This is a genomic window from Actinomadura parmotrematis (genome assembly GCF_019458805.1).
Taxonomy (GTDB): Bacteria; Actinomycetota; Actinomycetes; order Streptosporangiales; family Streptosporangiaceae; genus Spirillospora; species Spirillospora parmotrematis.
This window is the reverse complement of record NZ_JAIBOA010000001.1, coordinates 176,869-189,474: the sequence shown is the minus strand read 5'-3', so window position 1 is coordinate 189,474 and position 12,606 is coordinate 176,869. Positions and strand designations below refer to the sequence as shown.

The window sequence follows — 12,606 nt, the reverse complement described above, 5'->3', positions numbered from 1 at the left end:
CGCCATGGCCGACGAAGAACTGCCCGTGCCGCGCGTCCCGCCGCTCCCGGAGGACCGGTGGGACGACGTCCTGAAGGCGGTGGTCGCGTCCACCGGCCCCCTCAACGTCTTCACCACCCTGGCCCGCCACCCCGACCTGTTCGCGTCCTGGATCGGGCTCGGGTCGCGGCTGCTCATGCGGGGCACCCTGGACGCGCGGGTCCGCGAGATCGCGATCCTGCGCACCGCGCACCACCGCTCCTGCGAGTACGAGTGGCTGCACCACCGGCGCCTCGGCCTGGAGGCCGGGCTCGCCGAGGCGGAGATCGGCGCCCTGCGCCTGGACGCCGCCGCGCACGGCTGGGCGCCCGCCGACCGCGCCGTCGTGGACGCCGCCGACGAGCTGCACGCGACCGGAACGCTCTCGGACGGCGCCTGGCGGGCCCTCGCCGGGCGGTTCGACGAGCGCGGGCTGATCGAGCTGGTCATGCTCGTCGGGCACTACCACATGGTCGCGTTCGCGCTGAACGCGCTGCGCGTCCAGCCCGAGGAGGAGGAGTGAGGGCACGGCGCCGCCGGGCCGCCGCCGGGGCCGCCGCGCTCGCCGCCGTCCTCGCGCCCGCCGTCCCCGCCTCCGCCCCGGCGGCGGGCGCGGCGGCGTCGCGCTGCGGCGACGTCGCCGCGCGCCCCTGGTGCCGCGCCTCCCTCTCCCCCGACGCGCGCGCCGCCCTGCTGCTCCCCCGCATGACGGTGGACGAGCGGATCGGGCTGCTGGCGTCCGACGACCCGCTCGGCGGGCCGCTCGGCGGCTTCATCGAGACCGCGCACGCCGACACCGGCAACGGCGTCCCGCGCCTCGGGATCCCGCCGCTCTACATGGCCGACGGGCCGGCCGGCATCCGGCAGGGCAAGGGCACCGCGCTGCCCGCGCCGATCGCGCTGGCCGCCGGGTTCGACGACGCGTCCGCGCGGCTCTACGGCGCCACCGCGGCCTGGGAGGCCCGGCACCGCGGCAACGACCTGATCTTCGGCCCGTCGGTGGACGTGCTGCGCGCCCCGCGCAATGGCCGCTCCTTCGAGGCGTTCGGCGAGGACCCCTACCTGTCGGCCGCGCTCGGCGCGTCCTGGGTCCGCGGCGCGCAGGGCCAGGGCGTCATGGCGTCGGTGAAGCACCTCGCCGTCTACACCCAGGAGGGGTCGCGGCAGTCGCTGGACTCCCGGGTGGACGAGCGGACGCTCCGCGAGGTGTACCTCGTGCCGTTCGAGGCAGCGGTGAAGACCGGCGGCGCCGCCACCGTCATGTGCGGGTTCGGCAAGCTGAACGGCCGCTGGGCCTGCCAGGACGGCGGCGTCCTGAACACCGTGCTGCGCGAGGAGTGGGGGTTCAAGGGGCTGGTCGCCTCCGACCACACCGCCGTGCAGGACGGCGCGGGCGCCGCCAACGGCGGCCTCGACCTGGAACTGCCGATCGGCCTCAAGTACAACGCCCTGATGCTGGGGAACGCGGTGCGGGCCGGGCAGGTCGCGCAGGCCACCCTGGACGCCCGCACCCGCACGGTGCTGCGCACGATGTTCGCCGCCGGGCTGTTCGACCGGCCCGCCTACGCCAACGACCTCACCTCGATCGGCCGGACCGCGAGCGAGGACGCCGCGCGGCGGGTCGAGGAGGGCGGCATCACGCTGCTGAAGAACGCCGGCGTGCTGCCGCTGGGGGCGCCGAAGTCGATCGCGCTGGTCGGCGCCGCCGCCGAGGGCAACCCGAGCGGCTTCGGCTCCTCGCAGGTGCAGCCGTTCTCCTCGGTCACCCCGCGCGCCGCGATCACCGCGCGCGCCGGGGCCGGCGCCGCCGTCACCTACAACGACGGGCGCGACGTCCGCGCGGCCGCCGACGCGGCCCGCCGGGCCGACGTCGCGATCGTGTTCGCCACCGACAGCGAGGGCGAGTTCTTCGACCGCTCGTGCCTCACCCTCAACTGCGGCGACCCGCTCCGCGGCGACCAGGACGGCCTCATCGCCGCCGTCGCCGCGGCCAACCCGCGCACCGTCGTCGTCCTGGAGACCGGCGGACCGGTCCTCACCCCCTGGGCCGGGCGGGCCGCCGCGGTCGTCGAGGGCTGGTACCCCGGGCAGCAGGGCGGCACCGCGCTCGCCCGCGTGCTGTACGGGGACGCCGACCCCGGCGGGCGGCTCCCGGTGACCTTCCCGGCCGCCGAGGCCGACGCCCCCGCCGTCCCCGCCGCCGGGAGGACCGCGACGTTCGCCGAGGGCGTGTTCGTCGGCTACCGCCACTACGACCGGGCGAAGGTCGCGCCGGCGTTCCCGTTCGGGCACGGCCTGTCGTACACGACGTTCGGCTACCGCGGCCTCAGCGTGAGCGCGTCCCGGGTGCGGGTGACGGTCACCAACACCGGGACGCGCACCGGCGCGGCCGTCCCGCAGCTCTACCTCGGGCTGCCCGCGCCGGACGCGGCCACGCCGCAGCCGCCGCGCCAGCTCCGCGGCTACACCAAGGTCGTCCTCGCGCCGGGCCAGAGCGCCGTCGTCACCTTCCCGCTGACGGCCCGGTCGCTGTCGTACTGGGACGTCCGCGCGGACGCCTGGAAGGTCGCCAAGGGCTGCTACCGGGCCGAGGTGGGCGACTCCTCGCGCGCCATCGCCCTGTCGGGCCGCTTCGCTCAGGGCGGCGCGACCTGCCACTGAACCGGAATGGCCGGATCCGGCCATGTTCGCCCAGGGCGGGCGGTTTGGATTTTCCCGCCCCGGGCAAACATCCCGGTTTCTCTGCCATTTCGCGCCGGTACACGGTAGAACTGAGGAAATCTTCGTCCGTCCCCGCCGAGTCGGAGTCCTCTTGCCGCACCATCCCCCCGACGGGCGGACGCGCCCGCACGCGCAGCGCCCCCTGTCCGCCCGCTCCGACCACGGCCGCCCGCGCCCCGCCCACCCGGCGGGCCCGCACGCGGCCGTGCCCCGCCCCCGCGACGGCGGCGCGCCCGCCCTGGACCGCCGCCGCCTGGCCGACGGCCCGGCGCCCGGCAGCGCGACGCTGCAGGACGTGGTCGCCGGGCAGGGCCCGCTGTCCGGACCGCGCCTGGACGAGGTCGCGCTGCACACCGCCGCGGCGCTCGCCGCGCTGCACCGCGCCGGCGAGACCCACCACGACCTGGCGCCCGCGACCGTCCTGCTCGGCCCCGACGGCGCCAAGGTCGTGCACGCCGGCGGCGCCGCGCGCGTCTGCGAGGGCGCCGCGTTCGGCACCGGGCCGCACCGCGGTCCGGCCTACCTCGCGCCCGAGCAGATCGAGGACGAGCCGGCCGGCGCGCCCGCCGACGTGTTCGCCTGGGGCGCGACCCTGGTCTACGCCGCGACGGGACGGCCGCCGTTCGGCGCCGGCCCCGACCCGGCGGTGCGGCGCCGGGTCGCCACCCGCCGGCCCGACCTCGGCGAACTGGAGGGACCGCTCCGTGAACTCCTCGCGCGCTGCCTGGACAAGGACCCCGCCGCCCGGCCCACCGCCCGGCAGCTCGTGCGGGCGCTCCGCGACGGGCGGGAGCCGGTGACCCGCCAGGGCCCGAAGCGGATCCCGCGCTACCGCCGGCGGATGATGGTCGCGCTCGCGCTCGTCATCGCCGCGGGCTTCCTGCTCGGCGTGCTCATCTGAGGCGCGGGCGCCCGCGCGGGCGCCCGCCCGCTCACCAGTGCGGCGGGCGCTCCGCGGTGAGGCGGTCGTCGTCGTCCTCGGCGGCCGATCCGCGCCAGTCGCCCCAGCCGACGTCGGTGTCGTCGCCGGTCTGGTCGGGCAGGATCTCCAGGTCGTCGTCCAGGTCCACCGGACGCTCGTCGTCGGGTCGCTCGGTCATGGCGCCCATTCTCCCAGCCGCGCGGCGAGGTCCGCGGCGGCGGCCCGCGGGTCGGCCGCCCCGGTGATCGCCCGCACCACCACGGCGCGGCGCGCGCCGGCCGCCAGCACCTCGCCCAGGGTGGCGGCGTCGATCCCGCCGATGGCGAACCAGGGGCGGGCCGGCGCCTGCGCGGCGACGTGCTCCAGCAGCTCCGGGCCGGGCGCCGCGCGGCCCGGCTTGGTCGGCGTCGGCCAGACCGGCCCGGCGCAGAAGTAGTCCACGCCCGGCTCGGCGGCGGCCGCGTCGGCCTGCTCGGCCGAGTGCGTGGACCGCCCGATCAGCATGTCGCCGCCGACGATGGCGCGGGCCGCCGCGACGGGCAGGTCGTCCTGGCCGAGGTGCAGCACGTCGGCCTGCACGGCGTGCGCGACGTCGGCGCGGTCGTTGACGGCGAGCAGCGCGCCGTGCCGGTCGCACGCCGCGCGGAACACCTCCAGGTGGGCGATCTCCCGGCGGGCCTCCAGGCCCTTCTGCCGCAGCTGCACCACGTCCACGCCGCCGGCGAGGGCGGCGTCGAGGAAGGCGGGCAGGTCGCCCTGGCGCTCCCGGGCGTCGGTGCAGAGGTAGAGGCGGGCGCGGTCGAGGCGGGCGCGCAGCGCGACGGCGCGCTCGCCGGGGAGGTCCCTGGGCACGGCGGCCTTTCGGGTCGGGAACGGCGGCGGGACCCGCCCGGCGTGCCGGACGGGTCCCGCAATCCTGTCATGGGAGGCCGCGGCCCCCGCGGGGGGCCGGGCGGGGCCCCGGAGGGCCGTGCTCAGCGCCCTCGGGCCGGAAGGCCGGTCGGAGGGCCGGTCAGAAGGCCATCGCCTGGGCGCGGCGGCGCACCTCGGTGCCGCGGTTCTCGGCGAGCGCCTGCACCGGCGTGCCGGGCAGCGTGTCGTCGGGGGTGAACAGCCAGCGCAGCGTCTCCTGGTCATCGAAGCCCGCGTCGGCGAGCAGCGTCAGCGTGCCGGGCAGCCCCTTGATCACCTCGCCGTCCCGGATGAAGGCGGCGGGGACGGCGGGGGCGCCGTCGCGGCGGACGGCCAGCAGCTTGCGCTCGGCGAGCAGCTGCTTGGTGCGTCCGGACTTGGTTCCGAGGCGCTCGGTGGCCTCCTTGAGGGAGAGCCAGTCGCCGACGAGGGCGTCGGTGCGGGGGTCGAGAGCGCCGTCCACGGTTGCGTGCATCTGCGTCACGCCCCCTTGCTACCACGCCTGGAGATCGCCCAAACCCGTCAGTCGCGCACCGCCTGCCGCACCGGCACCTGCGGATCGGCGATCCGGGCGGGGTCGACGGGGGTGCCGGCGGCGATGATCCGGCGGCCCTGGACGAGGTCGCGCGGCCTGCCCACGGTGAGGATCGCGTCGAGCCGGTCGCCGGTGAGCCACACCACGGCCCACGTGCCGTCGGCGGGGTCGCCGCGGCGCACCATGCGCTGGGCGTGCGCGTGGCTGCCGGCGTACTGGATCATGCGGCCGAACTGCTCGGACCAGAAGTAGGGGGCGGCGTCGTAGGCGGCGTCCTGGCCGAGCAGGGTCGCGGCGGCGACGTCGGGGGCGTTCAGCGCGGTGTCCCAGTGCTCGACCAGCAGGCGGCGCCCGTAGCGCTCGGACCACCAGGCGGCGCAGTCGCCGACGGCGACGACGTCGGGGCGCGGGACGCCGCCGGCCGCCGTGCGGAAGGCGGCGTCGGTGAGCACGCCGCGCTCGACGTCCAGGCCCGATCCGGCGAGCCAGCCGGTCTCGGGGCGCACCCCGACGCCGACGACGATCTCGTCGGCGTCGATCCGGGCGCCGCCCGCGAGGGCCAGGTGGTCGTGCTCGACGGCGGCGACCTTCACGCCGGTGACCAGCTCCACGCCCGCCTCGGCGTACCAGGGCGCGGTGAGCGCGCCGAGCTCGGGGCCGAGCGCGTTGGCGAGGGGGGTGTCGGCGGCCTCGACGACGGTGACGCGGCAGCCCTTCTTGGCGGCGGTGGTGGCGACCTCGGCGCCGATCCAGCCGGCGCCGACGATGACGACCCGCGCGCCCTCGGTGAGGCGGCCGCGCAGCGCCCGCGCGTCGTCGATGGTGCGCAGCACGTGCTGGTGCCCGTCGCCGGGGAGCGTGACGGGCGTCGCGCCCGTCGCGATGACCAGGCCGTCGAACGGCAGGTCGCCCGCCGTGGACGCCACGACGCCGCCGCGCTCGGCCAGCGCGAGGCCGGTCGCGCTCTCGCCGAGCAGCAGCCCGGCGTCCAGCGCGTCCCAGTCGGCGTCCACCGTCGTGTCGTCGCTCTCGCCCGCGAGCACCGCCTTGGAGAGCGGCGGCCGGTCGTACGGCCGGTGCCGCTCGGCCGACAGCAGCGTCAGCGCCCCCCGGTAGCCCCTGGCCCGGAGGGCCTCCACCGCACGCACCCCGGCCAGACCGCCGCCGGCCACGATCACCCTGTCCATGGGAGGCACCCTAACCGGCCGGCCGGGGAGATATATAGACGGGTGTCCAGACAGGTGACCACTGCCGGACGCCGTTAGGGTGAGAACCGGACATACCGCGGGAGTCCGGGCGACCGGGCTGAGAGGGCGCCTGCCACGGGCGCCGACCGCCAGACCTGATCCGGATCATGCCGGCGAAGGGAGCGCGCGTGGAGATCGCCGTCATCGGCGCCGGGGTGGTCGGGCTCGCCACCGCCTGGCGGGCCGCCGCCCGGGGCGCCCGGGTCACCCTGGTCGACCCGCGCCCGGGGAGCGGCGCCACGTCCGTCGCCGCGGGGATGCTCGCGCCGGTCGGCGAGCTGGCCTACGGCGAGGAGGACCTGCTCCGCCTCGGCCTGGCCTCGCGCGACCGCTACCCCGGCTTCGTCGCCGAGCTGGAGGAGCTGACCGGCCGCGCGACCGGGTTCCGCTCCGACGGCATCCTCCAGGTCGCCTTCGACGCCGACGACCTGCGCGCCCTGGCGGACCTCCGCCGCTTCCAGGAGTCGCTCGGCCTCCCGGCCGAGGCGCTGACCGGACGCGAGGCCCGCCGCCTGGAGCCGATGCTCGCCCCCGGCGTGCGCGGCGGCCTGCTCGCCCCCGGCGACGGCTCCATCGACCCGCGCCGCCTCGCCCCCGCCCTGCTGGCGGCCGCCGAGAAGGCCGGCGCCGTCCTCGTGCGCGAGCGCGCGGCCGCCGTCCTGGTGGAACGCGACACCGCCGTCGGCGTCCGCCTGGAGGGCGGCGGCGAGATCCGCGCCGACCAGGTGCTGCTCGCCGCCGGCGCCTGGTCGGGGGACGTGGCGGGCGTCCCGGACGGCGTCGTCCCCCCGGTCCGGCCGGTCAAGGGGCAGGTGCTGCGGCTGCGCGCCCGCGGCCCGGTCCCCTTCCTCGGCCGCACCACCCGCGGCCTCGTCCGCGGCTCCCCGGTCTACCTGGTGCCGCGCGCCGACGGCGAGATCGTCGTCGGCGCCACCCAGGAGGAGCTGGGCTTCGACACCCGCGTCACCGCGGGCGGCCTCTGGGAGCTGCTGCGCGACGCCCGCGAGCTGCTGCCCGGCGTCACCGAGCTGGAGTTCGCCGAGGTCACCGCCGGGCTGCGGCCCGGCTCCCCCGACAACGCGCCCGTCATGGGCCGCAGCGCGCTGCCCGGCCTGGTGCTCGGCACCGGCCACTTCCGCAACGGCGTGCTGCTCGCGCCGGTCAGCGCCGACGTCCTGGCGTCGGTCCTGCTGGACGGCGAGGTGCCCGGCGTCGGGCGCCCCTTCACCCCCGACCGCTTCGAGGTGGGCAGATGAGAGTGACCGTGAACGGCGAGGCCCGCGAGCTGCCGGACGGGACGACGGTGGCCGACGCCGTCGCCGCCGTCACCCCGGCGGCGTCCGGCGTGGCCGCCGCGCTGAACGACGAGGTGGTGCGCCGGGCGGCCTGGGCCGCCACCCCGCTCGCCGACGCCGACCGGCTGGAAGTGCTGACCGCCGTGCAGGGAGGATGACCGTGACCACCACCGACGGGGCCGCCGGCGACGCGCTCGTCATCGCGGGCGAGGCGATCGCCTCGCGGCTCATCATGGGCACCGGCGGCGCGCCCAGCATGCGCGTGCTCGGCGAGGCGCTCGACGCGTCCGGCACCGCGCTCACCACCGTCGCGATGCGCCGGGTCGACCCGGCCGCCCGCGGCTCGGTCCTCGACGTGCTGCGCGAGCGCGGTATCCGGGTGCTGCCGAACACCGCCGGCTGCTTCACCGCCGGCGAGGCCGTGCTGACGGCCGAGCTCGCCCGCGAGGCCCTCGGCACCGCGTGGGTGAAGCTGGAGGTCATCGCCGACGAGCGCACCCTGCTGCCCGACCCGATCGAGCTGGTGGACGCCGCCGAGCGGCTCGTCGCCGACGGCTTCACCGTGCTGCCCTACACCAGCGACGACCCGGTGCTCGCGCGGCGCCTGGAGCAGATCGGGTGCGCGGCGGTCATGCCGCTCGGCTCCCCCATCGGGTCGGGCCTCGGCATCCGCAACCCGCACAACATCGAGCTGATCGTGGAGGCGGCGGGCGTCCCGGTGATCCTGGACGCCGGGCTCGGCACCGCGTCCGACGCGGCGCTGGCGATGGAGCTCGGCTGCGACGCGGTGCTGCTCGCGACCGCCGTCACCCGCGCCCAGGACCCGGCGCTGATGGCCGCCGCGATGCGGCACGCCGTCGAGGCGGGGCGGCTCGCCCGCCGCGCCGGGCGGATCCCGGAGCGCCGCTACGCGCAGGCGTCGTCGCCGTTCGAGGGGATCAGCGGTTCCTGAAGAATCGCTTAACGATCCTCTGTAGGAATAATCGGTGGACCTGAACGGTCGGGGCGGTGAGACTGGGACGGTTCGACGGCCGTCGAACCGTCCCGATCCTAAGGTCCCCGCATGAGCGCAACCGAGCCGCCGGACACCGAACCCGCGCCCCCCGCCGCCGCCCGCCCCCTGGACCGCCGCGCGGTCGCCGCCGCGTCGGTGACGGTGGTGTTCTGGGCGTCGGCGTTCGTCGCGATCCGGAGCGCGGGGACCGACCTCAGCCCCGGCGCCCTCGCGCTCGGCCGGATGCTGGCCGGCACCCTCACCCTCGGCGTGTTCTGCCTGGTGCGCCGCCAGGGCCTCCCGCCGCGCGCCGCCTGGCCCGGCATCGCCGTGTCGGGGGTGCTCTGGTTCGGCCTCTACATGATCGCGCTGAACTGGGGCGAGCGGAAGGTGGACGCCGGCACCGCCGCGCTCGTCGTCAACATCGGCCCGATCCTCATCGCGCTGCTCGGCGGCTGGCTGCTGAAGGAGGGCTTCCCGCCGCGCCTGCTCGCTGGGATGGCCGTCTCGTTCGCGGGCGCCGCCGTCGTCGGCGTGTCCATGTCGGACGGCGGCGGGTCCTCCCTCGCCGGCGTGCTCCTCTGCCTCCTCGCCGCCGTCACCTACGCGGCGGGCGTGGTGAGCCAGAAGCCCGCGCTGCGGCACGCGTCCGCGCTCCAGGCCACCACCTGGGGCTGCGCGATCGGCACCGCCTGCTGCCTGCCGTTCGCCGGCCGGCTCGTCACCGAGGCCCGGGACGCCTCCTGGGGCGCCCTCGCCTGCATGCTCTACCTCGGCGTGTTCCCGACCGCCGTCGCCTTCACCACCTGGGCCTACGCGCTGGCCCGCACGTCCGCCGGGCGGATGGGCGCCACCACCTACGCCGCGCCCGCCCTCGTCGTCGTCCTGTCGTGGCTGCTGCTCGGCGAGGTCCCCGCCCTGCTCACCCTCGCCGGCGGCGTCCTCTGCCTCGGCGGCGTCGCGGTGTCCCGCAGCAGGGCGCGGCGCCCCGCGGCGCGACCCGCCGCGACCTCATACTCGGGACTGATGGGCTCCACGGCAAAAGACCCTTAAACTCGCTCTGATGGACACGACGGTTGCGGATCCCCTCGTCGGGCGCGTGCTCGACGGGCGCTACCGCATTGAGTCCCGGATCGCCCGCGGCGGCATGGCCACCGTCTACACGGCCCGCGACATCAGGCTCGACCGCGAGATCGCGATCAAGGTGATGCACGGCCACCTGGCGGCCGACGAGGACTTCGTGCGGCGCTTCATCGGCGAGGCCAAGGCCGCCGCCGCCCTCTCCCACCCCAACGTCGTCGCGGTGTACGACCAGCGCACCGACGGCGAGCACGTCTTCCTGGTGATGGAGTACGTCCCCGGCCGCACCCTGCGCGACCTGCTCACCGAGCGCGGCCGGCTCGGCCCGCGCGCCGCGCTGGAGATCATGCAGCCGGTGCTCGCCGCGCTCGGCGCCGCGCACCGGGCCGGCCTGGTGCACCGCGACGTCAAGCCGGAGAACGTGCTGATCACCGCGGACGGCCAGGTCAAGGTCGCCGACTTCGGCCTGGCCCGCGCCGAGTCCGACTCCAAGATGACCAAGACCGGGCTCATCATCGGCACCGTCGGCTACCTGGCGCCCGAGCAGGTGCTCGCCGGCGACGTCGACATCCGCTCGGACGTGTACGCCGCCGGCGTCATGCTGTTCGAGCTGCTCACCGGCCGCCAGCCGCACCAGGGCGACTCGGCCCTGTCGGTCGCCTACAAGCACGTCAACGAGACGGTCCCGGCGCCGTCCACCGCCGTCCCCGGGCTGCCGCCGCAGGTGGACGCCCTGGTGACCCGCGCCACCGCGCACGACCCGGCGCGCCGCCCGCAGGACGCGAACCGGTACCTGGCGGCCGTCGCCGAGGTCTACAACGGCCTGCCGCGCGACTTCGACCAGCGCCTCGCCGCGCAGGCCGCGCAGCCCCGCAACGTCACCGCCGTCCTGGAGAGCCCGCCCGCGGCGCCGCCCGCCGGCGGCACCCGCGTCATGGACCGCGGCGCCGCCCCGGGCGGCCCCGGCCCCTACGGCGACGTGCCGCCGCCCGAGCGCACCGCCGCCGACCGCTTCATCGGCGCGATCACCGGCAAGTACGTGCTCATCGCGATCGGCGCGATCGCCGCCGTCATCCTCGGCTGGGCCGTCTGGTACCAGACCTCCGGGCAGTACGAGCACGTCCCCGACCGGATCGTCGGCACCAGGCTGGCGGCCGCGACCAAGACGCTGCAGGACAAGGGCCTGGTCGTGCGGCGCGGCACCTCGGTGTACAGCGACCGGGCGCCGAAGGGCACCGTCGCGCGCACCGACCCGCCGCCCGGCACCCGCGTCGCCAAGGGCGCCACGATCACGCTGGTCCCGTCCCGGGGCCGCACCCCCGTCGCCGTCCCCGACGTCGCGGGCAAGACCGAGGCCGAGGCGCGGCAGGCGCTGAAGGACAAGGGGTTCAGCGTCGGGGACGTCAGCCGGCAGGGCTCCCAGACGGTCGACAAGGACAAGGTCGTGCGGACCCGGCCGGCGGCCGGCGCGAAGCAGTCGCCCGACGAGCCGGTCGACCTGGTGGTCAGCACCGGCATGTCGATGCCGGACCTGCGCGGCATGAACGCCGACACCGCCGCCGACAAGCTGCGCGCCATGGGCCTCGACCTGAAGATCACCAAGCGGGACGACTCCGCGCAGCCGCCGGACACGGTGCTGGAGCAGTCGCCCGCGCCCGGCACCGGGGTGTCCGGCGGCGACGAGGTGAGCCTCGTCGTCAACAAGAAGGACTGCCTGATCGGCGACTTCTTCTGCAAGGACTCCTCCGACCAGAACAAGATCCCCGTTCCGGGCGTCCTCGGGCAGCCGATCGACCAGGCCGTCCAGGCGATCCAGAACTCCGGCTTCACGGTGAAGGTCCGCACCAACATCGGCGGCAAGGTCGTCGGCCAGCTCCCGCTGCCGGGCACCACCGCCGACCGCGGCTCGGAGATCACCATCTGGGGCTGACGCCCGGCGCGCACCCGCCCGGACCGGCCGGCGATGTCACCGGTCCGGGCTAGGCTCGGGCACCTATGAGCTCCTCTTCCACGAGCCCCATCGGGGGGCATGTGCTCGTGTCCGGCGGCCTCGCCACCGGCGGGCTGAAGTACGCCGCGCGGATCGGCGCCGAGGCGATCCAGGTGTTCGTGGCGAACCCGCGCGGCTGGGCGCTGCCCGAGGGCAGGGCCGCCGAGGACGCGCGGCTCCGCGACCAGGACGAGATCCCCGTCTTCGTGCACTCCCCCTACCTGGTGAACTTCGGCACGCCGAGCGAGGCGACGCTGGAGAAGTCGCTGGCGTCGGTCCGGCACTCGCTGGACCGGGGCCGCGCGATCGGCGCCCGCGGCGTCGTCGTGCACACCGGATCGGCGGTCAGCCAGTCCTACGACGCGGCGATGAAGCAGATCCACGAGCACGTCCTGCCGCTCCTCGACGAGATCCCGGACGACGGCCCGGACCTGCTGCTGGAGCCCATGGCCGGGCAGGGCGCGATGCTCTGCGCGAAGGCCCGCGACCTCGGCGCCTACTTCGCGGCGCTGGAGCACCACCCGCGCCTCGGCGTCTGCCTGGACACCTGCCACGCCTTCGCCGCCGGCCACGACCTCGCCGCGCCCGGCGGCGTCGACGCGACGCTGCGCGAGCTGGTGGACACCGTCGGCACCGGCCGGCTCAAGCTGGTGCACGCCAACGACTCCAAGGACGTCTGCGGGTCCTGCAAGGACCGGCACGAGAACATCGGCGCCGGCCACATCGGCGAGGCGCCGTTCGCCGAGCTGCTGCGCCACCCCGAGGCGGCGGGCGTGCCGTTCATCATCGAGACGCCCGGCCGCGAGGAGGGCGGCGAGCCGCACCGCCGGGACATCGAGACGCTGAAGCGCCTCCGCGACGCCTGACCGGGCGCGCCGGGCGCCCAAGGCGC

General features: G+C 76.5%; 13 protein-coding genes. 9 read left to right on the top strand and 4 right to left on the bottom strand.

Annotated features, from left to right (window positions below):
- Positions 1 to 4: 4 nt before the first annotated feature.
- The 3 genes from K1Y72_RS00880 (at position 5) to K1Y72_RS00870 (ending at position 3,640) form a co-directional block, all read left to right on the top strand.
- A complete protein-coding gene (locus K1Y72_RS00880) occupies positions 5 to 541 on the top strand; it encodes a carboxymuconolactone decarboxylase family protein (RefSeq protein ID WP_220162240.1) in 537 nt (178 codons plus the stop codon).
- Complete coding sequence (locus K1Y72_RS00875) at positions 538 to 2,679, top strand: beta-glucosidase family protein (RefSeq protein WP_220162238.1); 2,142 nt, start codon at positions 538 to 540, stop codon at positions 2,677 to 2,679. Before K1Y72_RS00880 ends, K1Y72_RS00875 begins: the two co-directional genes overlap by 4 nt.
- Positions 2,680 to 2,830: 151 nt before the next feature.
- Positions 2,831 to 3,640 (top strand): protein kinase domain-containing protein, encoded by an 810-nt coding sequence (locus K1Y72_RS00870; protein WP_258571733.1) that lies wholly within the window; start codon positions 2,831 to 2,833, stop codon positions 3,638 to 3,640.
- A 31-nt stretch (positions 3,641 to 3,671) separates the two neighbouring features.
- On the opposite strand, the gene K1Y72_RS00865 is transcribed toward K1Y72_RS00870, so the two are convergent.
- The 4 genes from K1Y72_RS00865 to K1Y72_RS00850 all read right to left on the bottom strand — a co-directional run bounded on the left by K1Y72_RS00865 (position 3,672) and on the right by K1Y72_RS00850 (position 6,295).
- The gene (locus tag K1Y72_RS00865; protein WP_220162236.1) at positions 3,672 to 3,839 is read right to left on the bottom strand and encodes a hypothetical protein; all 168 of its coding nucleotides are present in this window, start codon (positions 3,837 to 3,839) and stop codon (positions 3,672 to 3,674) included.
- Entirely contained in the window at positions 3,836 to 4,513 is a 678-nt protein-coding gene (gene thiE / locus K1Y72_RS00860) for a thiamine phosphate synthase (RefSeq protein WP_220162234.1), read from the bottom strand. The genes K1Y72_RS00865 and thiE overlap by 4 nt, the downstream gene beginning before the upstream one ends.
- 160 nt (positions 4,514 to 4,673) lie before the next feature.
- Entirely contained in the window at positions 4,674 to 5,048 is a 375-nt protein-coding gene (locus K1Y72_RS00855) for an Rv2175c family DNA-binding protein (RefSeq protein WP_220162855.1), read from the bottom strand.
- A 47-nt stretch (positions 5,049 to 5,095) separates the two neighbouring features.
- The gene (locus K1Y72_RS00850) at positions 5,096 to 6,295 is read right to left on the bottom strand and encodes an NAD(P)/FAD-dependent oxidoreductase (protein WP_220162232.1); all 1,200 of its coding nucleotides are present in this window, start codon (positions 6,293 to 6,295) and stop codon (positions 5,096 to 5,098) included.
- 188 nt (positions 6,296 to 6,483) lie between these two features.
- Here K1Y72_RS00850 and thiO point away from each other — a divergent pair, with 188 nt between their 5' ends.
- The 6 genes from thiO to K1Y72_RS00820 all read left to right on the top strand — a co-directional run bounded on the left by thiO (position 6,484) and on the right by K1Y72_RS00820 (position 12,580).
- A complete protein-coding gene (gene thiO / locus K1Y72_RS00845; RefSeq protein ID WP_308286827.1) occupies positions 6,484 to 7,611 on the top strand; it encodes a glycine oxidase ThiO in 1,128 nt (375 codons plus the stop codon).
- Positions 7,608 to 7,808 (top strand): sulfur carrier protein ThiS, encoded by a 201-nt coding sequence (gene thiS, locus K1Y72_RS00840; RefSeq protein WP_220162228.1) that lies wholly within the window; start codon positions 7,608 to 7,610, stop codon positions 7,806 to 7,808. Before thiO ends, thiS begins: the two co-directional genes overlap by 4 nt.
- A complete protein-coding gene (locus K1Y72_RS00835) occupies positions 7,805 to 8,602 on the top strand; it encodes a thiazole synthase (RefSeq protein ID WP_220162226.1) in 798 nt (265 codons plus the stop codon). The genes thiS and K1Y72_RS00835 overlap by 4 nt, the downstream gene beginning before the upstream one ends.
- Before the next feature lie 111 nt (positions 8,603 to 8,713).
- The gene (locus tag K1Y72_RS00830; protein ID WP_220162224.1) at positions 8,714 to 9,697 is read left to right on the top strand and encodes a DMT family transporter; all 984 of its coding nucleotides are present in this window, start codon (positions 8,714 to 8,716) and stop codon (positions 9,695 to 9,697) included.
- A 10-nt stretch (positions 9,698 to 9,707) separates the two neighbouring features.
- Positions 9,708 to 11,654, top strand: a complete 1,947-nt coding sequence (gene pknB, locus K1Y72_RS00825) for a Stk1 family PASTA domain-containing Ser/Thr kinase (RefSeq protein ID WP_220162222.1) — start codon at positions 9,708 to 9,710, stop codon at positions 11,652 to 11,654.
- 65 nt (positions 11,655 to 11,719) lie between these two features.
- Positions 11,720 to 12,580: a deoxyribonuclease IV gene (locus tag K1Y72_RS00820; protein WP_220162220.1), complete on the top strand. Its 861-nt coding sequence runs from the start codon at positions 11,720 to 11,722 to the stop codon at positions 12,578 to 12,580.
- Positions 12,581 to 12,606: the final 26 nt, after the last annotated feature.

Excerpts from the sequence above, each read along its gene's own strand:
- K1Y72_RS00830 (WP_220162224.1), top strand. The coding sequence starts at position 8,714 with ATGAGCGCAACCGAGCCGCCGGACACCGAACCCGCGCCCCCCGCCGCC.
- K1Y72_RS00865 (WP_220162236.1), bottom strand. The coding sequence starts at position 3,839 with ATGACCGAGCGACCCGACGACGAGCGTCCGGTGGACCTGGACGACGAC.
- K1Y72_RS00855 (WP_220162855.1), bottom strand. The coding sequence starts at position 5,048 with ATGCACGCAACCGTGGACGGCGCTCTCGACCCCCGCACCGACGCCCTC.
- thiS (WP_220162228.1), top strand. The coding sequence starts at position 7,608 with ATGAGAGTGACCGTGAACGGCGAGGCCCGCGAGCTGCCGGACGGGACG.
- K1Y72_RS00835 (WP_220162226.1), top strand. The coding sequence starts at position 7,805 with ATGACCGTGACCACCACCGACGGGGCCGCCGGCGACGCGCTCGTCATC.
- pknB (WP_220162222.1), top strand. The coding sequence starts at position 9,708 with ATGGACACGACGGTTGCGGATCCCCTCGTCGGGCGCGTGCTCGACGGG.
- K1Y72_RS00820 (WP_220162220.1), top strand. The coding sequence starts at position 11,720 with ATGAGCTCCTCTTCCACGAGCCCCATCGGGGGGCATGTGCTCGTGTCC.
- K1Y72_RS00880 (WP_220162240.1), top strand. The coding sequence starts at position 5 with ATGGCCGACGAAGAACTGCCCGTGCCGCGCGTCCCGCCGCTCCCGGAG.
- K1Y72_RS00850 (WP_220162232.1), bottom strand. The coding sequence starts at position 6,295 with ATGGACAGGGTGATCGTGGCCGGCGGCGGTCTGGCCGGGGTGCGTGCG.